This is a genomic window from Micromonospora sp. NPDC051196 (genome assembly GCF_040682415.1).
Lineage (GTDB): Bacteria > Actinomycetota > Actinomycetes > Mycobacteriales > Micromonosporaceae > Micromonospora.
Window position 1 is genome coordinate 247738 of the sequence record NZ_JBFBAY010000005.1, and the last position, 25450, is coordinate 273187.

The 25450-nt window shown below is 70.1% G+C and carries 21 protein-coding genes; 9 read left to right on the forward strand and 12 right to left on the reverse strand.

The annotated features are described in order from the left end of the window. Positions 1-152: 152 nt before the first annotated feature. A complete protein-coding gene (locus AB0M35_RS13430; RefSeq protein WP_363744919.1) occupies positions 153-341 on the forward strand; it encodes a hypothetical protein in 189 nt (62 codons plus the stop codon). Positions 342-353: 12 nt separating this feature from the next. Then, positions 354-974 (forward strand): DUF402 domain-containing protein, encoded by a 621-nt coding sequence (locus AB0M35_RS13435; RefSeq protein ID WP_363744921.1) that lies wholly within the window; start codon positions 354-356, stop codon positions 972-974. Between the two features lie 108 nt (positions 975-1082). Here the strand turns inward: AB0M35_RS13435 and AB0M35_RS13440 are convergent, their stop codons facing one another. The 8 genes from AB0M35_RS13440 to AB0M35_RS13475 all read right to left on the reverse strand — a co-directional run bounded on the left by AB0M35_RS13440 (position 1083) and on the right by AB0M35_RS13475 (position 9393). Further along, positions 1083-2144 carry an ABC transporter permease gene (locus AB0M35_RS13440; protein WP_363744923.1) on the reverse strand — a complete coding sequence of 354 codons (1062 nt, stop codon included), beginning with the start codon at positions 2142-2144 and terminating at the stop codon, positions 1083-1085. Then, positions 2141-3034, reverse strand: a complete 894-nt coding sequence (locus AB0M35_RS13445) for an ATP-binding cassette domain-containing protein (RefSeq protein WP_363744925.1) — start codon at positions 3032-3034, stop codon at positions 2141-2143. Before AB0M35_RS13445 ends, AB0M35_RS13440 begins: the two co-directional genes overlap by 4 nt. Before the next feature lie 81 nt (positions 3035-3115). Continuing rightward, entirely contained in the window at positions 3116-3838 is a 723-nt protein-coding gene (locus AB0M35_RS13450; RefSeq protein WP_363744927.1) for a response regulator transcription factor, read from the reverse strand. Next, positions 3835-5118, reverse strand: coding sequence for a sensor histidine kinase (locus tag AB0M35_RS13455; protein WP_363744929.1), 1284 nt, complete (start codon positions 5116-5118; stop codon positions 3835-3837). The genes AB0M35_RS13450 and AB0M35_RS13455 overlap by 4 nt, the downstream gene beginning before the upstream one ends. Positions 5119-5255: 137 nt before the next feature. Then, positions 5256-7292 carry a M48 family metallopeptidase gene (locus AB0M35_RS13460; RefSeq protein WP_363744931.1) on the reverse strand — a complete coding sequence of 679 codons (2037 nt, stop codon included), beginning with the start codon at positions 7290-7292 and terminating at the stop codon, positions 5256-5258. Continuing rightward, a complete protein-coding gene (locus AB0M35_RS13465; protein WP_363744933.1) occupies positions 7292-7888 on the reverse strand; it encodes a LemA family protein in 597 nt (198 codons plus the stop codon). The genes AB0M35_RS13460 and AB0M35_RS13465 overlap by 1 nt, the downstream gene beginning before the upstream one ends. Before the next feature lie 222 nt (positions 7889-8110). Continuing rightward, positions 8111-9055 (reverse strand): permease prefix domain 1-containing protein, encoded by a 945-nt coding sequence (locus tag AB0M35_RS13470; protein ID WP_363744935.1) that lies wholly within the window; start codon positions 9053-9055, stop codon positions 8111-8113. Then, on the reverse strand, positions 9052-9393 hold the full coding sequence (locus tag AB0M35_RS13475; RefSeq protein ID WP_363744937.1) for a PadR family transcriptional regulator: 342 nt from the start codon (positions 9391-9393) through the stop codon (positions 9052-9054). Before AB0M35_RS13475 ends, AB0M35_RS13470 begins: the two co-directional genes overlap by 4 nt. A gap of 140 nt (positions 9394-9533) precedes the next feature. Between AB0M35_RS13475 and AB0M35_RS13480 the strand changes: the two genes are divergently transcribed. Then, positions 9534-10148, forward strand: coding sequence for a TetR family transcriptional regulator (locus AB0M35_RS13480; protein WP_363744938.1), 615 nt, complete (start codon positions 9534-9536; stop codon positions 10146-10148). A gap of 122 nt (positions 10149-10270) precedes the next feature. Next, positions 10271-11851, forward strand: coding sequence for an MDR family MFS transporter (locus AB0M35_RS13485; protein WP_363744940.1), 1581 nt, complete (start codon positions 10271-10273; stop codon positions 11849-11851). Between the two features lie 67 nt (positions 11852-11918). Here AB0M35_RS13485 and AB0M35_RS13490 read toward each other — a convergent pair whose 3' ends face one another. Beyond that, a complete protein-coding gene (locus AB0M35_RS13490) occupies positions 11919-12983 on the reverse strand; it encodes a cobalamin-independent methionine synthase II family protein (protein WP_363744942.1) in 1065 nt (354 codons plus the stop codon). Positions 12984-13209: 226 nt separating this feature from the next. Here AB0M35_RS13490 and dnaE point away from each other — a divergent pair, with 226 nt between their 5' ends. Beyond that, entirely contained in the window at positions 13210-16743 is a 3534-nt protein-coding gene (dnaE, locus tag AB0M35_RS13495) for a DNA polymerase III subunit alpha (RefSeq protein ID WP_363744944.1), read from the forward strand. Positions 16744-16945: 202 nt separating this feature from the next. Continuing rightward, positions 16946-17983, forward strand: a complete 1038-nt coding sequence (locus tag AB0M35_RS13500) for an aminotransferase class V-fold PLP-dependent enzyme (protein ID WP_363744946.1) — start codon at positions 16946-16948, stop codon at positions 17981-17983. 59 nt (positions 17984-18042) lie between these two features. Here AB0M35_RS13500 and AB0M35_RS13505 read toward each other — a convergent pair whose 3' ends face one another. Then, entirely contained in the window at positions 18043-18906 is an 864-nt protein-coding gene (locus AB0M35_RS13505) for an SPFH domain-containing protein (RefSeq protein ID WP_203224423.1), read from the reverse strand. Between the two features lie 238 nt (positions 18907-19144). Beyond that, complete coding sequence (locus AB0M35_RS13510; protein WP_363744948.1) at positions 19145-19729, reverse strand: hypothetical protein; 585 nt, start codon at positions 19727-19729, stop codon at positions 19145-19147. A gap of 728 nt (positions 19730-20457) precedes the next feature. On the opposite strand from AB0M35_RS13510, the gene AB0M35_RS13515 reads away from it, so the two are divergent. The 3 genes from AB0M35_RS13515 to AB0M35_RS13525 all read left to right on the forward strand — a co-directional run bounded on the left by AB0M35_RS13515 (position 20458) and on the right by AB0M35_RS13525 (position 23477). Continuing rightward, entirely contained in the window at positions 20458-22020 is a 1563-nt protein-coding gene (locus AB0M35_RS13515; protein WP_363744950.1) for an MFS transporter, read from the forward strand. Between the two features lie 19 nt (positions 22021-22039). Further along, positions 22040-22639, forward strand: coding sequence for a TetR/AcrR family transcriptional regulator (locus tag AB0M35_RS13520; RefSeq protein WP_363744952.1), 600 nt, complete (start codon positions 22040-22042; stop codon positions 22637-22639). 124 nt (positions 22640-22763) lie between these two features. Next, on the forward strand, positions 22764-23477 hold the full coding sequence (locus AB0M35_RS13525; protein ID WP_363744954.1) for a VTT domain-containing protein: 714 nt from the start codon (positions 22764-22766) through the stop codon (positions 23475-23477). A 52-nt stretch (positions 23478-23529) separates the two neighbouring features. Here AB0M35_RS13525 and AB0M35_RS13530 read toward each other — a convergent pair whose 3' ends face one another. Beyond that, positions 23530-25449, reverse strand: a complete 1920-nt coding sequence (locus AB0M35_RS13530) for a helix-turn-helix domain-containing protein (RefSeq protein WP_363744956.1) — start codon at positions 25447-25449, stop codon at positions 23530-23532. Between the last annotated feature and the right edge of the window lies 1 nt (position 25450).

Below are 25450 nucleotides of genomic sequence, written 5' to 3' on the forward strand. Positions count from 1 at the left end.
CCCCACCGCGCTTTCGGTCGGCAGACCGTCAGTCGAAGATGCCGGCCGGTGGCGGGAACCTGCCCTCCCGGGTGTGCCCTGCTCTGTTGTCTACGTCAATAAACTCCGTAGTTGTCTGAGTCGAGTGGGGTTGACGCTGTCATTGTCAACTCATGGAGTTGGTGGGCGTGTCGGAGATCCGGGAGATGCTGGGAAACGTCTCCCGGCAGCGCGCGTCCGTCATCGCCAACCAGCGGAACTTCCCCGAGCCGATCGCCGTGCTGGCGATGGGCAAGGTGTGGCGGAAGTCGGATGTGGAGGCTTGGATCAGGGAGCATCGGCCGGAGTCGGCGCAGGACTGACCAGGGGGAGTAGTGGCGGTCGAACGCTTCAGGCCGGGTGACGTGGTGACCCGGCGGGAGATCCTGCACGGTGAGGTCTGGTTCGCCTGCCCGACGATCTGCGTCGAGGACAGCCCCGATCTGCTGGCGCTCTACCTGCCGCCGGGCGCGGAGTTCGGCTTTCCGGTCGAGGGCAGCTTCCCGTGCGGCCGGCATCCCTGGCAGGTGGCGGGCCACCGGGCCTGGAGCGGGCACGGCAAGCTGATGCTCCAGCGTCCCGGCGAGGCACACGCCGTCGACGTCTTCTGGTCCGGCCCGCAGCGCGCCTTCGCCGGTTGGTACTTCAACCTCCAGGACCCGTTCCGGCGTACGCCCATCGGGGTGGACACCCTCGACCACGAGCTTGACCTGTGGTGGGCGGCGGACGCCGACCGGTACGTCTTCAAGGACGTGGAACTGTTCGCCCAGCGGCTGGTGGAGGGGCGCTATCCCGGCATGGGTGAGGCGATCCGGGCCGAGGGTGACCGGATCGCCGCCCTGCTCGACGCGGGCCAGCGCTGGTGGGACGAATCCTGGGCGACCTGGCGACCCGACCCGGCCTGGCCCGTCCCCCGCCTGCCCGCCAACTGGTCAACCATCCCGTTCCACTGTTGACCGTCTGCGCCGTGTCGGGCAGCAACTTCGGGGAAGTTGCTGCCCGACGTCCGCCCCGACCCAGCACCTTCCGGGAAGTTGCTGCCTCACGGGCCGGGGCGGTGCCGGTCAGCTCAGCGTCTCGCGCTCCCGCCAGGCGGTGCGGATCGAGGTGCGGCCGTTGGTGCGCAGCAGCGAACCTTCGTACACCCGGGAACCGGCGAGCAGGAAGCCGACCGCCGCCACCAGCAGCAGGGCCAGTGAGGCGAACAGTTCCCAGACGGCGGCGTCCCCGTTGAACAACCGCAGCGGCATCGCCGTCGGCGACGAGAACGGTAGGTAGGACAGCACCCGCATGGCACCGGCGTTGTCGTTGAGGAAGATCACCGCGAAGAACGGCAGCATCACCGCGAGTTGCACCGGCATGGACACTCCGCCGATGTCCTCCAGCCGGTTGACCAGCGCGCCGGCCGCCGCCCACATCGAGGCGATCAGCACGAAGCCGAGCAGGAAGAACGGTACGAACCAGCCGATCGCCGGGCCGAGCAGGGAGAGTAGTTGGTTGCTGTCGCCGAACGCCATGCCGGCCACCGCGACGAGGGCGACCAGCCCGATCTGCCCCAGCGCGAGCAGGGTGCCGGCGAGCATCTTGCCGGCCAGCAGTGCGCGGACCGGCACCGCGGCGACGAGGATCTCCACGATCCGGGTCTGCTTCTCCTCGATGATGCTCTGCGCGATCTGCACGCCGAAGGTCTGCGAGGTGATGAAGAAGATGAAGGCGAAGGCGAACGGCACCAGGAAGGCCACCACCGGCTCCACCGCGTCGGGGTTCAACAGCCGCACCGGGGGCGCGCTGCTCAACGCGGACACCACGTCGTTGGGGGCGTCGTTCATGGCCAGCACGACCGGGCCGGCGACCACCGCCGCGTCCGCGTCGCCGTCACGGACCGCCTGCTCGGCGGCGGCGTCGTCGGCCACGACCCGCACCTCCAGCCCCGCCTGGCGCAGCGGGCCGGCGGCCGCCTCGGTCACCGCCACGGTGGACGGCCCACCGGAGAGCATGGGCGGCAGGATGGTCGCCGCCGCGGCGATGAGCAGGAAGAACAGCGTACTGATCAGGAAGGTGCGGTCGCGCAGCTTGACCCGGATCTCCCGGGCGGCGACCAGCCGGGTGGCCTCGAAGGTGTTCACTGGGTGACCTCTCGGAAGATCTCGGCGAGGGACGGGGTGACCGGACGGAACGCGCGCACCGGGCCACGGGCCAGCGCGGCGTGCAGGACCGGCTGCTCGTCGGTGTCGGCGGCGAGGTCGAAGACGGCCCGGGCGCCGTCCAGGTCCACCAGACTGACCCCGGGATGGTCCCGCAGCCACCCGGCGTCGGTGTCCACCACCAGTTCGAAGCGGCGGGTGGCGGACGACGCGCGCAGCTGCTCCCGACTGCCGGCGGCGCGGATCGCACCGTCAGCGATGATCACCAGGTCGTCGCAGAGTCGCTCCACCACGTCCAGTTGGTGACTGGAGAACAGCACCGGGGCGCCGGCGGCGGCCCGCTCCCGCAGCACCGCCAGGATGGTGTCCACGGCCAGCGGGTCCAGCCCGGAGAACGGCTCGTCGAGCACCAGCACCTCAGGGTCGTGCACCAGCGCGGCGGCGATCTGGGCGCGCTGCTGGTTGCCCAGCGACAGCGTCTCCAGCAGGTCGTCGCCCCGCTCGCCGAGTCCGATCCGTTCCAGCAGCGTGTCGGTGGCACGCCGGGCGCCCTCGGCGCTCATCCCGTGCAGTCGACCCAGGTAGACCACCTGTTCGCGGACGCTCATCTTCGGGTAGAGCCCGCGCTCCTCCGGCATGTAGCCGAAGCGTCCCCGGATCGAGCGGTTCAACGGCTGGGCGCCCCAGGTCACCCGACCCGCGTCGGCGGCCAGTACGCCGAGGATGATCCGCATGGTGGTGGTCTTGCCGGCGCCGTTGCCGCCGACGAAGCCGGTCATCCGACCGGCGACGACATCGAAGGACACGTTCTTGAGCACCTGACGGTCGCCGAAACTGCGGTCGATGCCGTCGAGGCGAAGGACTGTGGTCACGCGTCCACGTTAGATCTTTGATGATCGACTGCCGTCCGTCCCGGGACGGAAATCAACGCTCCCCCTCGCGGCGGAGTCCGCTCACCCGCCGGGGCGGACCACCCCCTGCTCGTACGCGAAGACCACCGCCTGTACCCGGTCACGCAGCTCCAGCTTGGCCAGCACCCGGCTGACGTGCGACTTGACGGTCGCCTCGCCGAGGTGCAGCGCGGTGGCGATCTCGGCGTTGCTGGCACCCCCGGCGACCAGGACCAGGACCTCCCGCTCCCGGGGAGTGAGGTCACGCAGAGCCGCCTGCGGATCCGTCCCACCGGTGCTCGGCCCGCCCGGCCGGGCGAAGGTGGCGATCACCCGGCGGGTGATCTCCGGGGCGAGCAGACCGTCGCCTCGGGCCACCACCCGGATCGCCTCGATCAGCGCCTCCGGCGTGCCGTTCTTGAGCAGGAAGCCGCTGGCTCCGGCGCGCAGCGCGGCGAACAGGTAGTCGTCGCGGTCGAAGGTGGTGAGGATCAGTACGGCGGGCCCCGGCTGATCCTGCTCGGCGCGGATCCGTCGGGTCGCCGCCAGCCCGTCGACCTCGGGCATCTCCACGTCCATCAGCACCACGTCCGGGCGTAGGGCCCGGGTCATGCTGACCGCCCGTTCCCCGTTGGCGGCCTCGCCGACCACCTCGATGTCGTCCTCAATCTCCAGGATGACCCGGAAACCGGTACGCACCAGATGGTGGTCGTCGGCCAGCAGTACCCGGATCGGCCGGTCGAGCCCGGACCCGTGCTCGTCGGCGCTGCCCGCAGCGGTGCTCACGCCGATCGTCCTGCCGCCACCGGCAGCGGAAACCGCACCCGTACCCGCCAGCCACCGCTGGTCCGCGTCCCGACCTCCAACTCGCCGCCGTGGGTGGCGGCCCGTTCGCGCATCCCGATCAGGCCCAGCCCGTCGGCGTTCGGCGCTCGGCTGGCCTGGCCGTCGTCGGTCACCTCGACCTCCACCTCCTGTGTCAGATAGCGGATCCGCACGTCGAGCGTCCGTGCTCCGACGGCGTGCTTCAACACGTTGGTGACCGCCTCCTGCACCACCCGGTAAACGGCCTGGGAGACCGACTCGGGCAGTGGCGTCGGGTCACCGTACACCCCGAGGGTGGCGTGCAGGCCGGCCTCGCGCGCCCGGGTGACCACCGCCTCGACCTGCGCGATCCCGGCGGCCTGGTGTTGTGCGTCGGTCGGTTCGCCGTCGCGGGCGCGCAGCACACCGAGCATTCGGCGCAGCTCGTCCACCGCGGTACGGGCGGACTCCTCGATCGAGGCCAGCGCGGTCCGGGCCTTGGCCGGGTCCTTGTCGAAGACCCGACGACAGGCCGCCGCCTGCACGCCCATCACCGACACGTGGTGGGCGACCACGTCGTGCAGCTCACGGGCGATGCGGACCCGTTCGCCGACCACCGCGTGCTCGCGCGCCTCGGCCTGCGACCGGCGTAGGGCTTCGGCCTGCTCGGCCAGCTCGTGCTGCCGGCGGGCGGCGACCCAGGCGATCTCGCCGAAGAAGTACGCGAAACCGAAGAACAGCGCGTTGACCAGGACACCGGTGACGATCGCGGCGAGGATCGGCGGCACCGGCCCGATCGCGTCCGCGAAGGCGTCCGGGGACAGACTGCCGAAATGGATCCCGTAGGAGACCGCCATCCACAGGAACATGGCGACGATCACGCCGATCCGCACCCGGCGGGACAGCCGGCGGTCGCGTCCCCAGGCGCCGAGGGTGAAGATCGCGGCGAACAGCGCCCACTGGGAAAGCTGCCACTCGGGTACGGCCCGCGCCTGCGATCCGATGAACGCGGCGGAGATGAGCAGCGCGGTGACGGTGGGGTAGCGGCGCCGCCAGATCAGCGGCAGCGGCACGGCGACGGTCCAGAGGAGCTGTTCGAGGCCGGACGGTGGCGGCCCGAGCAGGAACGCCCCGGTGCTGTTGGCCAGGGTGAGGCTGAGCAGGGCCAGGACCGTCGCCGCCAGACCCGCGTAGAGGTCCACCCGTTGCTGTTCGGGGGTGGGTCCTGGCCGCCGCCACCCGTCGGCTTGCTCGCTGGTCACGCGGGCCAGGATGCCAGCCCGGCGGCCGGTGTCCCAACCTGCGCCGACGTGATGCTCGCCCGAACGCCCGGACAGGCGAGGCGCTCGACCGCCCGCCTGTCCGGTTCGCGGCTGCGCCGCCGACCCGGTGGGTGCGGTCAACCGATCCCGGCGCCGGCCATCGGTGGCAGCGGGCAGTGCAGCAGGCCGCAGATCGTACGCAGCAGTTCGATCTCGGCCACGGTCATCATCCCGTCGTGGCTGATCACCGCCACCACGGCCGCGACCAGCCGCTCCTTGTCCGCCGGGCGTAGCCCGTCCAACACCGGCCAGGCGGTCTCCAGGGCCAGTACGCCGTTCTCCGGTGGCGCGTACGCCCAGGCGGTGCCGGGCAGCAGGGTGGTGATGCCGGCCTGGAAGGCGCGTTCGGCGTCGGCCCGCTCGGCATGCCCCACCTGGGCGAGCGTGGCCAGCAGGAAGCCCGCCGCGGAGCGGGCGTCGGTGAGCGTCCGCCGGTCGGTGCGCCAGCGGGAGTCCGGCCGCAGTGACTCCTGGATCTCGGCCAGCAGCAGCCGGGAGAGGCAGTACTCGGAGACGTTGATCGCGCCGTCGGCGTGGATCAGCGTGAACACGGCCGCGACGATCGACTCCAGTTCCGCAGCCGACCGGTCGCGCAGGGCCGGGAAGGTCAGCTCGGCCAGCGGCAGCACGAGCATCGGGTGCAGCCCGTCGAGCGCCTGCGCCTGACCGATCGCGGCGTCGGCCAACTCGCGCCCGTGCCGTTCGGCCAGGGCTGCGTACTGGTGCTGCCGGACCTCGGGCTCGGCGCTGAGCAGCAGGCCGAGCAGCAGCGGCACGGCGGTCGCCCGGTCGCGGGCCCGGTCGAGCAGCGGGTCCGGAATCTGGTCGAGCAGGGCCGCGGCGTGCTGGTAGGCGCTCTCGGTGGGCGCGGCCACCCGCCCGAGCACCTCGGTCGGCGCGAGACGTACCCGGGTCCCCGCCACCGGCAACGCCGACGCGCTCGGCCGTACCCCACCGGCCGGGCCGGGTGCTGCCGGGACGGGCGCCGGGTGATCGGGCGCGGCCTGGCCCGGTGCGGGCTGGTTCGGTGTGGGCTGGGGTGGTGCGGACGGGGCCAGGCCCAGTGCGACGTCCTCCTGCCGGCCCGACGGCGGTGCCGCCGCCCACTGCCGGGACAGCCGTTGCAGTTCGGCCGGGTCGAAGGACGGCTCCAGCGCGCGGATCCGGTCGGCCAGCGGCGGGTGGGTGGCGAACCACGAGGTCCGGGCCGCCTCGCCGAAGAGCATGTGGCCCACCTCGTCGCGCTTGGGCGACTTCAGTTCGGAGCCGTCGGACAGGCCACCGATCTTCTTCAGCGCCCCGGCGATGCCCCGGGTCTGCCGGGTGTACTGCACGGCGGAGGCGTCGGCGAGGTACTCGCGTTGCCGGGACACCGAGGCCTGGATGAGCCGTCCGGCGAGCACGCCGACGTAGCCGGCGACCAGCAGCGCCAGCCCCACCAGCACCAGCGGGTTGACCCCACCGCCACCGTTGTTGCCGCGTTGCCGGTTGCCGCCGCTGATCAGCCCGGAGCGGGCCAGACCCCGGCCGATCACGGTCAGGAACAGGATGCCGAACAGCAGGCCCATCAGCCGGATGTTGAGCCGCATGTCCCCGTTGACCACGTGCGCGAACTCGTGGGCGATGACCCCTTGGAGCTCGTCGCGGTTGAGCCGCTGCAACGCGCCCCGGGTCACCGCGACGGCGGCGTCCGACGGGCCCCAGCCGGCGGCGAAGGCGTTGATCGCCGTCTCCTCCGGCAGGACGTAGACCTCGGGCACGGGGACCCCGGAGGCCAGCGCCATCTCCTCGACGACGTTGCGCAGTCGCCGCAGCTCCGGGTCGGTGGTGTTCGGCGGCACCGGCACCCCGCCCAGCTCACGGGCCACCTTCCCGCCACCGCCGCGCAACGCGAGGGTACGCACCAGCGCGGCCAGCCCGATCGCCGCCACGGTCGCCACGGTCACCATGGCCACGAAGCCGGCGAGCTGCCCCGGATCGGCGGCGGTGGCGTTGAACGCGAGGATCGCCGCGACGTTCACCACCACCACGATGCCGATCACGGCCAGTACGAACAGCAGCACCAACCGGGTCGACAGCCGGCGTACCTGGCGCTGCCGTTCGAAGAAGTTCATCAGAAGGAGACCTGCGGGGCCTGGCGCTGCTGCGGGTCGTCCGGCTCGAACAGCGCGGCCGGGCCGAAGGAGAACATCCCCGCGATCAGGCTGGACGGGAAGACCTCACGCTTGTTGTTGTAGGCCATCACCGCGTCGTTGTAGGCCTGCCGGGCGAAGGCGACCCGGTTCTCCGTCGAGGTCAGCTCCTCCGACAGCTGCATCATGTTCTGGTTGGCCTTGAGGTCCGGGTACGCCTCGGAGAGCGCGAACAGCCGACCCAGCGTGGCGGTGAGCGCGTTCTCCGCGCCGCTGAGCTGCTGCATCGCCGCCGGGTCACCGGGCGCTGCGGCGGCCGTGGCCTGCGCGTTGACCGCGGCGTTGCGGGCCTTGATCACCGCCTCCAAGGTCTCCCGCTCGTGCTTCAGATAGCCCTTGGCGGTCTCCACCAGGTTGGGGATCAGGTCGTGCCGGCGGACCAGCTGCACGTCGATCTGGGCGAAGGCGTTGCGGTACGTGTTGCGGGCCCGAACCAGCCCGTTGTAGATCGAGACGCCGAAGCCGACCACCGCCACGACGATCAAGACCAGGCACACCAATCCGATGATCACTTCCACGGCAGCTCCCTGGGTACGCATCAGATCCGTCGCAGGCCAGCGTACTTTCGCCAGGCCAGCTCTGCCGCCGGCCCAGCCCTCGCCCCACCCCGCCGCCCACCCCGCCGCCCACCCCGCCGCCCAGCCCAGCCCTCGCCCCGCAGCGTTGATCATGAGGTTGGCGGCAGTGGTTGATCTTCATACCGCCGTCAACCTCATGATCAACGGAGCCGGGGTGGGGTGTCAGCGGGCGGCGCGACGGGCCTTGATGGCGCTGTCGGCGATGTCCCAGAGGGTGGTGGCGGCGATGACCACGATGGTGATCCGGGCGACGGTGTCGATGCCACCGTCGCGCAGCCAGGCGAAGCGGGCGACGAAGTCGGGGTTGAACAACTTGTCGTTCGCCAGCAGCCAGATCATCGGCACCGCGTACGCCAGGTTGAGCACGGCGTTGACGGCGACCAGCGGGCCGGTCCACCGGCGGGCCCGGTACTTGGCGATCTCCAGCCCGATGCTGGCGACCAGGACGACGAGCAGCGCCGGCAGCCAGGAGTTCCAGAGCGCCGGGTCGAGGATCGGCAACCGGTCACCGTCGCCGACGACCGTCTGGAAGTGCTGCCACGGCAGGGCGGCGATGAACAGGACCAGGAAGACGATCGAGGCGCACACGTCGGTGAGACTGACGTCCCGTTCGACGGGCTCGTCCGGGAGCTGGTCGATGCTCCACTGTGGCTGGTTCAGTGGGGTGCCCACCCGCTCCATGATCGCGAAGACCAGGGTCACCCAGAAGGCGATCTGCACCGCGACGTTGAACGCCGCGACGATGCCTTTGCCGATGGCGCCGGCGGCGTTGTCGGCGACGGTGGCCTCCAGCACACCCATCAGCACACCGATGATGGCGGGGATGGTGCTCAGCAGCCCGATCATCAGTCGTTGCCAGGCCAGGTAGTACGTCGGGCCGATGAGCTGCAGTCGCCGGTCGGCGTACCGGGCGGCGAGCTCGGCGGGGTTGCCCAGCTCGGTGAGCACCTCGCGCTCGGCCGTCGCGGCGTCGAGCCCGTCGGCGGTCCGGCCGTCGATCATGTCGCCGATCGAGGCGCGCAGTTCGTCGGCGATCTCCGCGCGGCGCGCCGTCGGCACCGAGCGCAGGGTGGCGGCGAGATATCTGTCGGTCAGGGAGGTTGTCATCGGGGGTCTCCTTCGATCAGGGCGGTCAGGGAGGTCTGCACGGCGGCGAGGTCGTCGAGCAGGCGGTTCAGCAGCTGCTCGCCGGCCTCGCTGGTGCGGTAGAACTTGCGCGGCCGGCTTTCCTCGGTGTTCCACTCGCTGGTCAGCAGCCCCTGCTCCTCAAGCCGGCGCAGCAGCGGGTAAAGGGTGTTGGCGTCGACCGGGAAGCCGTGCCCGGTGAGCCGTTGCAGCAGCGCGTACCCGTAGCCGGGTTGGCGCAGGGCCACCAGGCTGGCCATCACTACCGTCCCCCGGCGTAACTCCTGCAGATGCGTCCGCAACACGTCGTCACTGCCCATGCGTCACACCATACTGTGTGTCGCACACTGTTGTCCAACGCACTGCGGTGTCCGCTGCCCTATATGGTGTCGGTCAGGGAAAGTCGTGTCACAAAATAAAACTTTGCAGAGAGTGCATCTTTGGCCGTACGGTTTCTGCCGTGACGGTGGACGAGACGACGACGCTGGGTCGGCGAGACCGCAAGAAGCAGCAGACCCGGGCCGCCCTGGCCGCCGCCGCGCTGCGACTGGTCGCCGAACGCGGGCTCGACCAGGTGACGGTCGAGGAGATCAGCGAGGCGGTCGACGTCTCCGCCCGGACGTTCTTCAACTACTTCCCGACCAAGGACGACGCCCTGGTGGGCGACAGCGAGGGCGACCGGGACAGAGTGCTGCGGGCGCTCGCCGCCGTGCCCACTGAGCAACCCGCGCTGGAAGCGCTGCACCGCGCCTTCACCGAGGTCGTCGAGGACATGCAGGGTGACGCCGAGCTGTGGCAGCTCCGGTTGCGGGTGGTCACGCAGCATCCCGTGCTGCTGGCCCGCCTGGTCACCGGCAATGCCACCACCGAACGGGCCCTCATCGAGGCGATCGCCGCGCGTACCCGGCTGTCGGCAGACGACGCGTACCCCGCCCTGGTCGTGGCGGTCGCCGGGGCTGCCCTGCGGGCCGCGATGATCCGCTGGGCGGCCGGCGGGGGCGGCCGCTTGACCGCGCTGCTCGACGAGTCGTTCGCCGCCGTCGCCGCCGGCCTGCCCGACCCCCGCACCGGCTGACCCTTCCCGCACTGATCCCCGCGGCCCTCGCCGGTCGAGCGGGGCCACGGCACCCACACCAGCAGTACCACTCGACTGGCGCGACCGCGCCGGGACCAGAACCACGCGTGAGGAAAAGTGCCATGACAACTCCGACCGAGCCGATCGAGGCCCCCGAGGCAGGGGAGGGCCGGATGTCCCGCAGGGAGATCCTCCAGGCCCTCTCCGGGCTGATGGTGGGGATGTTCGTGGCGATCCTCGCCTCGACGGTGGTCGCGAACGCGTTGCCGCGCATCATCGCCGACCTCAACGGGAGCCAGACGGTCTACACCTGGATCGTCACCAGCGAACTGCTGGCCATGACCGCCACCGTGCCGCTGTGGGGCAAGATGGCCGACCTCTACAGCAAGAAACTGCTGATCCAGCTCTCCCTCGGGTTGTTCGTGCTCGGCTCGCTGATCGCCGGACTCACCCCGAACGTCGAGGTGCTGCTGGTCAGCCGGGTGGTGCAGGGCATCGGCGCCGGTGGCATGACCGCCCTGGCGATGATCGTGATGGCGGCGATGATCCCGCCGCGCGAACTGGGCCGCTACGCCGGCATCTTCGGCGCGGTGTTCGGTGTCGGCACCATCGCCGGCCCGCTGATCGGCGGCGTCCTGGTGGACACCTCCTGGCTGGGTTGGCGCTGGTGCTTCCTGATCGGGGTGCCGTTCAGCCTCGTCTCCATCTTCCTGCTCCAGCGCACCCTGCACCTGCCGGTCATCTGCCGGAAGGCACGCATCGACTGGGCCGGCGCGGCGCTGATCACCGCCGGCGTCTGCACCCTGCTGATCTGGTCCTCGCTGGCCGGGCACAAGTTCGCCTGGGCCTCCGGCTGGACCGCCCTGATGGTCGTCGGTGGCCTGGCGCTGCTGGTGGCGGCCGTCTGGGTCGAGTCCCGGGCAGCCGAGCCGATCATTCCGCTGGAGATCTTCCGCAGCCGTACGGTCACGCTGACCACCGTCGCCAGCATGCTGGTCGGTGTCGCTCTCTTCGGCGGGACGGTCTTCCTTTCCCAGTACTTCCAGACCTCACTGGGTAAGTCGCCGACCGTCGCCGGCCTGATGAGCCTGCCGATGATCCTCGGCCTGCTGGTCTCCTCCACGGTCGCCGGCCAGCTCATCACGAAGTACGGCCGGTGGAAGGCGTACCTGGTGGCCGGGGCCGCGGTGATGGTCGCCGGGATGCTGTTGCTGTCGACCATCGACATCGACACCCCGCTGCCGCTGCTGTTCAGCTACATGGCGCTGCTCGGCATCGGCGTCGGCATGCTCATGCAGAACCTGGTGCTGGCGGCACAGAACGACGTGCCCGCCCACGAACTGGGTGCGGCCACCTCGGTGCTCACCTTCTTCCGCAGCATGGGCGGCGCGATCGGCGTCAGCGCCCTCGGCGCGGTGCTGGCCAACCGGGTCACCAGCCTGATGACCGGGCAGCTCGGACCGGCCGCCGGTGCGGCCGACGGCGGCACCACCGAGGTGCCCGACCTGTCCACCCTGCCTGAGCCGGTGCTGATGATCGTGCGGGACGCCTACGCCACCGCCACCTCGGAACTGTTCCTGATCGGCGCGCCGATCGCGTTCCTCGCCCTGGTGGCGGTGCTGTTCGTCCGGGAGAAGCCGCTGCACACCCTCAGCGGCGACGAGCGGGCCCGCCAGGAGGCGACGCTGACGTCCACACACTGACCGAGATTCAGATCCGACGTGGGGGCGCCCGACATCCGGGCGCCCCCACGCGATGTGTGCCACTGTCTCACGCTCCTAGGCGCTCGGCGGCCATTGCGGTGCCCTCGATGCGAGCTTGGATCTTCGCCCAGGCGGTGTCTCTGGAGGTGGAACGGTCGTCGCTGAACGGCGCGAAGCCGCAGTCGTCGCAGCTACCCAACCGCTCCGGGGCGATGTACTCGGCGGCCCGGAGCACCCGGTCGCGGACCTGCTCCGGGGTTTCCACGACCGGGTCGACCGGGTCGGTCACCCCGACGAAGATCCGCTGGTCTGGCTGCGAGTGGGCGGCGACCTGGCGGAGTACCCGGTCCGGGTCGGCCTCGCTGGCGAGTTGGAGATAGAACACCCCAGCGTGCAGCGCGAACAGGCTCGGCAGCAGTTCGGCGTAGTCGACGTCGAGGCTGTGCGTGGAGTCCTGGTCGCCGCCGGGACAGGTGTGCACGCCGATCCGGGCCCGCTCCTGCTCGGTGAACCGGTCGAGCACCCGATTGTTCAGCGCCACGAACGAGTCGAGTAGTCCCTTGGAGGGGTCAAGCTTGACCGCCAGGCGCCCCTCGGTGAAGTCGAGCTGCACGCTGCTGGCCCCGGCGTCCAACGCACCCCGGATATCCGCCTCGGCCTCGTTCACCAGGTCGTCGAGGAACGCCTCCCGGTCGTACCCGTCGATGCCCTCAGGTGGGTAGAGCAGGCTCAGCGCGGATGGCGCGATCACCGACTGCTTGACCGGTACGGTCGCGTACCGCTGCGCGGCCCGCAGGTAGTCGACGGAGCGGGCCGCGTAGCGGAACGGGCCGGCGGTCAGCTTGGGCAACTGCCGCGAATGGCCGTCGGCGAACGGGATCTCCACCCCGTCGGCCGCCAGGTGATCAAGGCCATGCACGGGGTACGTCGCGAAGCTGGGCTTGCGCTGTTCGCCGTCGGTGACCACGGGCGAGCCGAGCGCTTCGAAGCGGGCGATGGTGTCGCGTACGGCGTCGTCGTACCGGGATTGGAGGGTGTCCGATTCGAGTCTGCCGGCCTCGTGTTCCGCGATGCCGGCGAGGAGTTGCGGGGGGCGGGGGATGCTTCCGATCGGTTCCGTCGGGAGACTCATGCCACGAACCTAGCGGCACCCATCGATCAACTCAACGTGACCGCTCCGGTGCGCGTAGCAGTTGCCGCACGTCGCCAGACGCATGGTCAACCCAGGTGGAGTGGGGGCGGGAGCGTGATCCAGGGATGCCGCACCGGTCGGTGGTGCGCGGCGCGCTGGAGCAGCTCCAGCGGCGGCGATAGGGTGGGCCGACCGACTCGATCATCCGACCCGGGGGGCCCTTCGCATGAGCGATTCGTTCGCGCATCTGCACGTGCACACGGAGTACTCGATGCTCGACGGGGCGGCCCGGCTCAAGGACCTGTTCGCCGAGGTCAAGCGGCAGGGGATGCCGGCGGTCGCGATGACCGACCACGGCAACATGCACGGCGCGAACGACTTCTACAAGCAGGCCATGGCCGCCGGGGTGACGCCCGTGCTGGGCATCGAGGCGTACGTGGCGCCGGAGTCGCGGTTCCACAAGTCTCGGGTGCGGTGGGGCCGTCCGGAGCAGAAGAGCGACGACGTCTCGGGTAGCGGTGGTTACACCCACATGACCATCTGGGCGCGCAACCGGGATGGCCTGCACAACCTGTTCAAGCTCACCAGCAAGGCATACACCGAGGGCTACTTCGTGAAGTGGCCCCGGATGGACGCGGAACTGCTCGCCGAATACGCCGACGGACTGATGGCCACCACCGGCTGCCCCTCCGGCGAGGTGCAGACCCGGCTGCGGCTGGGCCACGACGCGCAGGCCCTCGAAGCGGCGGCGAAATACCAGGACATCTTCGGCAAGGAGAACTACTTCCTGGAGCTGATGGATCACGGCCTGGACATCGAGAAGCAGGTCCGAGACGGGCTGCTGGAGATCGGCCGCAAACTGAACATCCCGCCGGTGGTCACCAACGACTCGCACTACACGCACGAGGCTCAGTCAGAGGCGCACGACGTGCTGCTCTGCGTGCAGACCGGCAGCAACGTCGCCGACCCGAACCGGTTCAAGTTCGGCGGCAGCGGCTACTACATCAAGTCCGCCGACGAGATGCGCGGCGTGGACAGCTCCGACGTGTGGCTGGAGGGGTGCCGGAACACCCTGCTGGTGGCCGAGAAGGTCGACCCGGCGGGGATGTTCGAGTTCCACAACCTGATGCCGCGCTTCCCGGTGCCCGAGGGCGAGACCGAGGAGTCGTGGTTCCGCAAGGAGACCTTCAAGGGCTTGGCCCGCCGCTTCCCGAACGGCATCCCCGAGGGGCACGTGGTGCAGGCCGAGTACGAACTCGGCGTCATCATCCAGATGGGCTTCCCGTCGTACTTCCTCGTGGTCGCCGACTTCATCCAGTGGGCCAAGAACCAGGGCATCGCGGTCGGTCCGGGCCGTGGCTCGGCGGCCGGCTCGCTGGTCGCGTACGCCCTGGGCATCACGGACCTGGATCCGATCCCGCACGGGCTGATCTTCGAGCGGTTCCTCAACCCCGAGCGGGTCTCCATGCCCGATGTCGACATCGACTTCGACGAGCGTCGGCGCGGTGAGGTGATCAAGTACGTCACCGACAAGTGGGGTGAGGACAAGGTCGCCCAGATCGCCACCTTCGGCACCATCAAGGCGAAGGCCGCGATCAAGGACTCGGCGCGGGTGCTCGGCTACCCGTACGCGGTCGGCGACCGGATCACCAAGGCCATGCCGCCGGCCGTGATGGGCAAGGACATCCCGCTCGAAGGCATCTTCGACCCGAAGCATCCGCGCTACGCCGAGGCCGGCGAGATCCGCGGCATGTACGAGTCGGAGGCCGACGTCAAGAAGGTCATCGACACCGCCCGGGGCATCGAGGGGCTGATCCGGCAGACCGGCGTGCACGCCGCCGGTGTCATCATGTCCGCCGAGCCGATCATCGAGCACATCCCGCTGATGCGTCGGGACTCCGACGGGGTGATCATCACCCAGTTCGACTACCCGACGTGCGAGTCGCTCGGGCTGTTGAAGATGGACTTCCTCGGCCTGCGCAACCTGACCATCATCGATGACGCGGTGAAGAACATCCAGCTCAATCACGGCAAGGAACTGGACCTGCTGGGGTTGCAGCTGGACGACAAGGGCGCGTACGAGCTGCTGGCCCGGGGCGACACCCTGGGCGTGTTCCAGCTCGACGGCGGGCCGATGCGCTCGCTGCTGCGGATGATGAAGCCGGACAACTTCGAGGACATCTCGGCCGTCCTCGCGCTGTACCGCCCCGGCCCGATGGGTGTGGACTCGCACACCAACTACGCGCTGCGCAAGAACGGCCTCCAGGAGATCACCCCGATCCATCCGGAGCTGGAGGAGCCGCTACGGGAGATCCTGGCACCCACCTACGGCCTGATCGTCTACCAGGAGCAGGTGCAGCGCGCCGCGCAGATCCTCGCCGGGTACACCCTCGGCCAGGCCGACCTGTTGCGCCGGGCGATGGGCAAGAAGAAGAAGGAGATCCTGGACAAGGAGTTCATCCCGTTCCGGGACGGCTGCCGCGAGCACGGCTACTCCGACGAGGCGATCCAGAAGGTCTGGGACGTGCTGGTCCCGTTCGCCGGGTACGCCTTCAACAAGGCGCACTCGGCCGCGTACGGACTGGTGTCGTACTGGACGGCGTACCTGAAGGCGCACTATCCGGCCGAGTACATGGCGGCGCTGCTCACCTCCGTCGGCGACGACAAGGACAAGATGGCGCTCTACCTGTCGGAATGTCGGCGGATGGGCATCCAGGTGCTGCCGCCGGACGTGAACACCTCGGCCGGTCCGTTCACCCCGGTCGGCAAGGAGATCCGCTTCGGCCTCGGCGCGATCCGCAACGTCGGCGCGAACGTGGTCACCTCGATCATGCGTTGCCGTGAGGAGAAGGGCGAGTACGCCGACTTCTACGACTTCCTGTCCAAGGTGGACGCGGTGGTCTGCAACAAGAAGACCATCGAATCGCTGATCAAGGCCGGGGCGTTCGACTCGATGAGGCACCCGCGCAAGGGGTTGCTCACCGTGCACGCCGACGCCATCGACGCGTACGCCGACGTCAAGCGCAAGGAGGCGGTCGGGCAGTACGACCTGTTCGGTGCGGGCTTCGGCGACACCGAGACCGCCACCAACACCACGGTCATGCCGACCATCGCCGAGGGCGAGTGGGACAAGCGCGACAAGCTCGCCTTCGAACGCGAGATGCTCGGCCTGTACGTCTCCGACCACCCGCTGTTCGGCCTGGAACACATCCTCGGCGCGGCGGCCGACTGCACCATCGCCGCGCTCTCCGAGGAGGGCACCGTGCCCGACGGTGCGGTGGTCACCCTCGCCGGGATCCTCTCCGGGGTGCAGCGGAGAGTCACCAAGCAGGGTCGGGCGTGGGCCTCGGCCACCCTGGAGGATCTCGCCGGTGGGGTGGAGACGCTGTTCTTCCCGAACACCTACGAGGTGATCGGCCAGTACATCGCCGAGGACGCGATCGTGGTGGTCAAGGGCCGGGTGGACCGGCGCGACGACATCCCCCGCATCATGGCGATGGACATGTCCATGCCCGACATCTCCACCAGCACGACCAACAAGCCGGTCACCCTCACCATCCCGGTGACCCGGTGCACCCCGCCGCTGGTGGAACGGCTCAAGGAGACCCTGGTGCTGCACCCGGGCGACGCGGAGGTGCACGTCAAGCTGCTCAACGGCAGCCGGACCACGCTCCTGCGGCTCGGCCCGGTGCGGGTGGCGGCGACCACCGCGCTGATGGCCGACCTCAAGAGCGTCCTCGGCCCGGCCAACGTCAGCTGACCTCGCCCGATGGCTGAGCGCCGTTTCGGCGGTGTGGCGGTGACCGGCCCGTCGGGACCCCGCCACAACGCCGAAACGGTGTCGATCTTCGTCAGGGCCGACGGGCTAGGGGCGGTGGTGTCGGTCTTCGCTGCCGTCGAGGGCCAGGGGGTGCGGATTGGCGCTGCGCACCGGCTGGCAGCGACGACTAGCGTCGGTTGGCGTGGAGCTTGAGCAGGCACAGAAGCTGTGGCAACCGCAACCCGGATGGCTGAACACCGCCAGCTACGGTCTACCGCCCGACCCGGCCTGGGACGCGTTGCAGGAGGCCCTCGCCGGCTGGCGGGCGGGAGCCGCCTCCTGGGAGAGTTGGAACACGGCGACCGGCCGGTCGCGGGAGGCGTTCGCCCGCCTGACCGCAGTGCCGGTGGCCGACGTCGCGATCGGCGTCAACGTCTCGCAGTTGCTGGCACCGATCGCCGCCGCACTGCCCACCGGTGCCCGGGTCGTCGTCCCCGAGGTGGAGTTCACCTCCAACCTCTTCCCCTGGCTGGTGCAGCAGGACCGGGGGGTCGAGGTACGCATGGTGCCGCTGGCCGAGTTGGCCACCTCGATCGACGCCGACACCGACCTGGTGGCGTTCAGCCTGGTGCAGTCCGCCGACGGCGCGGTGGCCGCGTACGACGACATCGTCGCGGCGGCCCGGGCGCACGACGCGCTGGTCGTGGTCGACGCCACCCAGGCCTGCGGTTGGCTGCCGTTCGACGCGGCTCGGGCCGACGCGGTGGTGGCCGGTGGCTACAAGTGGCTGATGGGTCCTCGGGGCACCGCGTTCGCCTACCTGGCGCCGGAACTGCGGGACCGGTTGCGGCCGGATGCCGCCGGCTGGTTCGCCGGGCGTGACCCGCACGGCTCCTACTACGGTCCACCGCTGCGGCTGGCCGACGACGCCCGCCGCTTCGACATCTCGCCGGCCTGGTTCAGCTGGGTCGGCGCGGCCCCGGCGTTGGAGTTGCTGCTGGAGATCGGGGTGCCGGCGGTGCACGCGCACGATGTGGCGCTGGCCAACCGGTTCCTCGCCGGGCTGGGCCAGCCACCGGGGCACAGCGCGATCGTCACCGTGCAGGTGCCCGGCGCACAGGAGAAACTCGAACGGGCCGGGATCCGTGCCGCGGTCCGTGCCGGCAACGTCCGCGCCTCCTTCCACCTCTACTCGACCCAGCACGACGTCGACCTCGCCCTGGAAGCCTTGACCAGCTGATCACACGCCCTCGCCGGACTCCCCGCACGACTCATCACCGCCCGGCGAGGGGTGTCAGCTCACTTCGCGGTGCCGGTGACGATGCCCGGGTTGATGCACAGGCCCGGCGAGCTGCCGTTCTTCTCGGCGATCTCCAGGCAGCGGGTCACCTTGTCGACCTTGGCGTTGGTCTCGGTGATCTCCTTCTGGATCTCGGCGTTGCGGCGGTCCTGTTCGAGGTTGCGGGTCTGGGCGAGCTTGTCCTGGAAGGCCTTGATGTTGCCCTCGGTCTTGTCGTCGTGGTTGACCCGGGTGATGGTCACCGACAGGATGTCGACGTCGCTGCCCAGCCGGCCCTCGGCGCTGGACTTGATGCTCTCGGCGAATGGCTTGAGGTCGACGTTCAGGTTGCCGGTCTTCGCGTCGATGCGCTCCAGCGGGTTGTAGGAGGCGAAGGCGTCGTTGACCGCGCTGTCGAGCTGCACACCGACCCGCTGACCCCGGAAGCTGTCGAAGTCGCCCTTGTAATCCATGAACTGCTGCGGCGCGTTCTCCGGCTGGACCTGCCACTCGATCAGCACCTCGACGCAGGCGTCGGCGAGCGTGCCGGTACGCACCCGTACGCAGGCGTCGCTGCCGATGTGGTCGTACTTCTGCCGGCCGGCGTCCCATTCGCCGACCCGCTGCCACGGCGCGACCCACTTCAGGCCGGAGCCGGTGACCTCACCGGTCGGCTTGCCGAAGCTGGTGACGATCCCGACCGAGCGGATCGGTACCGAGTGGGCGCTCGATGCGACGGTGAGCAGGAGCGTCGCGACCAGTGCGGAGACCGCCGTCAGGGCGCCGACCTGTCGTACGCTCCGGTGTCCGCCGAGCAGTGCGACGGCGACGGCGACGGCCGCGATGACCGCGCCGACGATCGCAAGGATGAAACCGATGGGCATGGGTTAGGTACCTTCCGGAGCGACCTGCTGAGTGGATCATCAACCTATCGGCCCTGCACAAGCCCTCTTCGGAACCCCGCCTGCACGACGCCGCCCGCTCGTGTTGCAGACGCCCGTCAGCAGAAGGCCGTCGTGTGGAGGGCCGGCGTGCGGAAGGTGAAGACACCGATGGCCGGCACCCGGATGCGGGTGCCGGCCATCGGCTTCTTGTTCCCCCTGTACGAGGAAGGTCTTCGGGTCAGCTGTTCCAGTGTTCGGCGACGAGGTCGGCGGCCTGCTGTTCCCACTGGGCGTAGTGGAAGGGGTAGGCGGAGACCTGGACGGTCTGGGCGGCCTTGGTCAGCGGCATGTCCTGCCAGCCGTCGACCTGCTTCAAACCCTTCAGGAACGCGGTGGTGGAGTACTCGGGGTCGGTGATCTGCTCGACCGTGCCCCAGCCGCTGGACGGACGCTGCTGGAACAGGCCCTGCGAGTCGTGGTCGTTACGGTCGCCGAGGTGGCCGAGGTTTTCCAGCTTCGACTCCTGCAACGCGGTGGCGATGGACACGACGGCGGCACGCTCGTCCATACCGGCCTGCTTCGTCGCCGCGATGATCGCCTTGGTGTTGTCGACCTGCTCGTCGTTCAGGTCGATGTGCGACTGCGCACCCTGCACGCCGTGGGGGATGAGCTTGGCGGTGTCGGGCTTGGTGGCCTGCGCGGCGGCGGTGGTGTTCGTGGTGGTGGTGTCGGTGGTGGCGTGGTTGAGCGGTCCGGCGGCGAGACCGCCTGCGGCGGTGAGACCGGCGATGGCGAGGACGCTCTTACGCAGCATGGTGTTCATGATCAAAGCTCCATTCGGGGGTGATGTCCGCGCGGGGGGATGGGCGCGGGGAGGTACGCGCCGGTAAGGGCGCGGAGGATCAGGGGCGCGGCGCGAAGAGTCCAGAAGCGCAGGTACGGCGTTCTGCGATGCGCTGGGGGAAGCGTCGCCGACGCGTACGGTGCACGCCCGTCGTGGTGCCGGGTCCAGGTGTAACGAACGGGCGGGCCGGCCCATTCCCTGGGCGGTCGGTCGAGGGCCGTGGGGGAGGATCGCGCTGGTCACCGTGGTACTCGGGTGACTGGCGCCTACATGGCCCCTACTTCGTCAGCCATGGGTTACAACGCCACCCACCCGCCGGGGATTCCGTCCACGGGCCCGTGAGCGCCAACCATTTCCGGACAAAAGCCCCAAGTTGGCATCTGGCGCCGGGTGGGCTGGCCAAGTGAAGCGGTTTTGGGTGCATCTGTTGCTGCCCTGGCAACAACAGATGCACCCAAAGCGCCGCAGGATGCACCCGCACTGGTGGGTGTCGCGCCCGACGGGCGTCGCAGGTTGCCCGCAGCAGGGGCAGGGCATCGAAAGCGCTGCACGGGTTGCGCGAGCAGGTGGGGTGGTGGCCGGCCTGTCGGGCGCCTAGTGTGACGGCAGTCACATTAGATACGAAACGGTTCCGTATCGATACTGTCGAGCCTACGCTCAGATGCGATTACGGACGCGACCGTATCGAAAAGCGGGGGGTGTGGGGAATGCCGCCGAATGCGAACACTGGACACCCGAGGAGATGGGCGATCCTCGGGGTGTTGGTGATCAGCCTGCTCGTGGTCGTCCTGGACAACACCATCCTCAACGTCGCGCTGCGTACGCTCGCCGACCCGGTGCACGGTCTCGAGGCCAGCCATGGCGAGCTCGAATGGTTCATCAACTCCTACACGCTGGTCTTCGCCGGGCTGCTGTTCACCTTCGGCGTGCTCGGCGACCGGGCCGGCCGGCGCCGCCTGCTGCTCATCGGCCTGGTGCTGTTCGGTGTGGCCTCGCTGCTCTCCGCGTATGCGCAGAACCCCGCGCAGTTGATCGCGGCCCGCGCGTTGATGGGGGTCGGGGGTGCGGCCATCATGCCGGCCACTCTGTCGATCATCACCAACGTCTTCGATCCGCGCGAACGGGGACGCGCCATCGGGATCTGGGCCGGCGCGGTCGGCTTGGCGATGGCGATCGGCCCGATCCTCGGCGGCCTGCTGCTGGAGCACTACTGGTGGGGCTCGATCTTCCTGATCAACGTGCCGGTCGTCGGGCTCGGCGTGGTCCTGGTGGTGCTGTTGGTGCCCGAGTCACGGGACCCGAACCCGGGCCGGATCGACGCCTTCGGCGTACTGCTCTCGGTGATCGGTCTGGTCACCCTGACCTACGGCATCATCGACGGCGGCGAGCACGGCTTCGGTCGGCCACTGGTCTGGGCCGCCATCGTCGGCGGGCTCGCGGTGCTGGCCTGGTTCGTCGCCCACGAACGGCGCAGCAGCCATCCCTCGCTGGACGTACAGCTGTTCCGGGTGCCGCGCTTCGCCGTACCGGTGGCGCTGATCGGGTTGGTCTTCTTCGCTGCCATGGGCGTGATGTTCTTCAGTTCGTTCTACCTGCAACTGGTGCGCGGCTACAGCCCGTTGCAGACCGGCCTGATCTTCCTGCCCTTCGCGGTCGCCCAGCTCGTCTTCGCCCCGCGCAGCGCCACCATGGTGCGTCGGTACGGCGCCCGGGCGGTCGCGGTGGTGGGGCTGGTGCTGGCCGCCGTGTCGCTGGGCGGGTTCGCCTTCGTCGACGCGGTCACCCCCATCTGGGTGGTGCTGGTCTTCTTCTTCCTGCTGGGTGCCGGGATGGCCAACATCATGCCGCCGGCCACCGAGTCGATCATGTCGGCGTTGCCTCGGGAGAAGGCCGGCGCCGGGTCTGCGGTCAGCCACACCATCCGGCAGATGGCCGCCGCGCTGGGCGTGGCGGTGCTCGGCTCGGTGCTGGCCGCGGGCTACCGCAGCGGCATCACCCCGGCCCTGGCCGAGCTGCCACCGGACGCCCGCGCGGCAGCCGGCGAGTCGATCTCCGGGGCGTACGCCGCCGCCGATCAGCTCGGGCCGGCGGCGCCGCAGCTGATCACGGCGGCCAATGACGCCTTCGTCTCGGCGATGCACTGGTCGGCGGCGCTGGCCGCACTGGTCACGGCGGCTGGCATCCTGGTGGCGCTGCGCTGGATGCCTGCCCGGTCCGGCACCGGGACGCCGGCCACGGTCGGTGAACCCGAGTTGGCTGGCACCGCGTAGCGTCGGGAACAATGCGCGCATGACTAGCACGGCAGATGCTCCGCGGCCGCCCGGCCGGCCGCGCAGCGTCCGCGCGGCCGAAGCGATCATCGAGGCCACGCTGGACCTCCTCGCGGAGGGCAGCACGATCGAGGCGATCTCGGTGGAGGCGATCGCCGCGCGGGCCGGGGTCGGCAAGGCCACCATCTACCGTCGTTGGGCGGGCAAGGACGCCCTGCTGTACGACGCGCTGCGTACCCTCAAGGGCGATCCGCCGCAGCCGGCCGGCCGGTCCGTCCGGGAGGACCTGATCACGCTGGTCGGCGCGGTCGGGCAGAACATCGACCCGCGTGCGGCGCAGATCATGCCCTGCCTGGTGCCCGAGGTGAAACGCAATCCCGAGCGCTACGCGCTGTACCAGAGCATCGTCGAGCCCCGCCGAGCGGTGATGCGCGAGGTGCTGCGCCGCGGCATCCGCGACGGCGAACTCCGCGCCGACCTCGACATCGAGGTGACCCTGGCCATGATCACCGGTCCGATGCTCATTCAGCGGGTGATGAACTGGAACCCTGACCTCGACGAGACGACGCTCCCCGCGAAGGTCGTCGACCAGGTGCTGGCGGGCATCCGGGCCCGCTGAGGGCGGAATTCGCTCGCGGCTCGCCGCCGAGTGGGTCGGTGTCGGCTCCCTGGCCCACCGGGAGCGGCCTAGACTACGGGCGTCCCGCAGTCATCGGGATCGTTCCCAGCCATCGGAGGTCTTCGTGCCGTCGCCCGTCACCCACCTGGCCCTCGGGCCGGACTGGCTCGATCCGGAGTGGCTGATCTCGACCTTCGGGCTGATCGGCATTCTGGTGATCGTCTTCGCCGAGTCCGGGCTGCTGATCGGCTTCTTCCTGCCGGGTGACTCGCTGCTGTTCACCACCGGGCTGCTGGTCGCCGACGGCCAGTACCTCAAATATCCGCTGTGGCTGGTGTGTCTGCTCATCACCATCGCCGCGATCGCCGGTGACCAGGTCGGTTACCTGTTCGGCCGCAAGGTCGGCCCGGCCCTGTTCCGGCGACCGAACTCACGACTGTTCAAGCAGGAGAACCTGCTCAAGGCGCATGACTTCTTCGAGAAGTACGGCGCGCGGTCGATCGTGCTGGCCCGGTTCGTGCCGATCGTGCGGACGTTCACCCCGATCGTGGCCGGGGTCAGCCGGATGAACTACCGCACCTTCGTCATCTACAACGTCGTCGGCGGCATCCTCTGGGGCACCGGCGTGACCGTGCTGGGTTACTTCCTGGGGCAGATCCCGTTCGTCAAGGCCAACATCGAGTTCATCCTGATCGGCATCGTGGGGATCTCGGTCCTGCCGATCGCGGTGGAACTGCTGCGGGCCTGGCTGGCCGCCAGGCGGGGCGTCACCCCGCAGGAGCGCGCCGCCGCCGAGGAGGCGATCCGGGAGACCCGGCAGCACTACGGCAAGCACTGAGCCGCGCCGCGCGATCGTCGCGGGCCGGCAGCCCGGTGGTTGAGCAGCCGGCTCAACCACCGGGGGTACGCAGCCGGTGCAGCCGCAGGGCGAGCTGCACCTCCAAAGCCCGCTCGGGTTTCTGCCAGTCCGCGCCGAGCAACTGCCCGACCCGCTCCAGCCGTTGGGTCACCGTGTTGACGTGCACGTGCAGCAACTCGGCGGCCCGGGCCAGGCTGCCGCCCACCCCGAAGTAGGACTCCAGCGTCCGCACCAGAGCGGTACCCCGGCGGGCGTCATAGTCGACGACCGGGCCGATGGTGGTGGCGAGGAACCGGCTCACGTCGGCGTCACCGCCACCGGAGACGGTCCCCAGCAGCAACCCGACGAAGCCCAGCTCGGCGGTGCTCGCACCCTGACCGGCCCGGCCCAACGCGCCGAGCGCGGTCAGGCAGCGGTCGGCCTCCCGGAAGGCGGTGGCCAGCGACGTCGGCCCGGCGACCGGGCCGCTCGCCCCGGCGGTCACCGGTCGTCCGGTGACCCGGGCCAGATCCCGCGCCACCGCCCGAGCGCTGCCGCCCGCGTCCTGCCCGGGCAGCATCAGCACCACCCGCCCGTCGCGCGCCGCAGCCAGCCCGCCCCGGGTCGAGGCGTACGTGGTGGCCCAGGAGAGCACCCGTTGGCGGGCCGAGCCGGTGGCCGCGATCGCGTCGTCGTCGACCGCCACCAGCACGTGCGGGGCGTCCAGGTCCACCCCGAGGCGACGGGCCCGGCCACGCAGCGCGTCGGTGTCGCGCAACGGCCGCGCGATCAGGTCGTCGAGCAGCTCGCCCCGGACCCGGCCCTCCGCCTCGGCCACGGTGCGCCGGAACAGCAGCAGCAACGCGGTCACCAACGCGGCCCGTTCCAGGATCCGCTGATCGGCGTCGGCCAGTTCCCCTTCGGTGTGCAACACCAGCGCACCCAGGTTCTCCGCGCCGGCCACCACGGCGGCGTACCACAACTCGCCCCGGCGTACGCTGCGTCCCTCGGTCCGGGACGCGGCCACCGCCTCGACGATGTCCGCCCGGTCCGGCTCGTCGAGCTCACCGACCCGGGCCAGCAGGCGACCCTCGGTGTCCAGTGCCAGCAGCGTCCCGCCCAGCACCTCGGTGACCGCCGCCGTCACGTCCTCCACCCCGCCACCGCGCAGCACCAGCGCGGTCATCCGGTCATGGGCCGCCGCGGCGCGTTCGACCGAGGCGCTGTGCGCCCGGATGGTGGTGTTGGCCGACGACAGCTCCGCCAACGCTGCCCGGGTCTCGGCCAGCAGCCGGGCGGTGTCGATCGCCACCGCGGCGTGTGCGGCCAGCGAGAGCAGCAGCGCCACCTCCTCGCGGGCGAACGGCCGGGCCGAGCGGTTCGCCGCGTAGAGCACGCCGATGCTGGTGGAGCCGAGCCGCAGCGGCACCCCGAGGATGGCCACCAATCCCTCTTCACCCACCCCGGCGTCGATCTCCCGGGTGTGGTGGAAGCGCTCGTCCTGCGGGTAGTTCGCGGTGACGTACGGGGCGCCCGACTGGGCCACCAGCCCGCCGAGGCCGGCACCCATCGGCAGCCGCAGCTGCTGGAAACGGGCCGAGACCGAGCCGTCGGTGACCCGCATGTAGGTGTCGCCGCGCTCGGCGTCGTTGAGGGTCATGTAGGCCACGTCGGCACCGAGCAGGTGCCGGGCCCGGTGCACGATCGCCCGCAGCACGTCATCCAGGTCCCGTAGCCCGGCCAGGTCGCTGACCGTGTCGTACAGGCTGAGCAGTTCGCTTTCCCGGCGGCGGCGCCGCTCCAGCAGCGCGCGGACCCGCAGCGCCACCGACTTGGCCTGGTCCAGCTCGGCGATCCGGTCGGCGGACAGCCCGGCCGAGCGGGCGGCGACCAGTGGTCCCTCGAACTCGACCGCGGCGGCTTCCCGGGCGAGCAGTTCCAGGAACTCCAGCGGCGACGACATGACCGACATT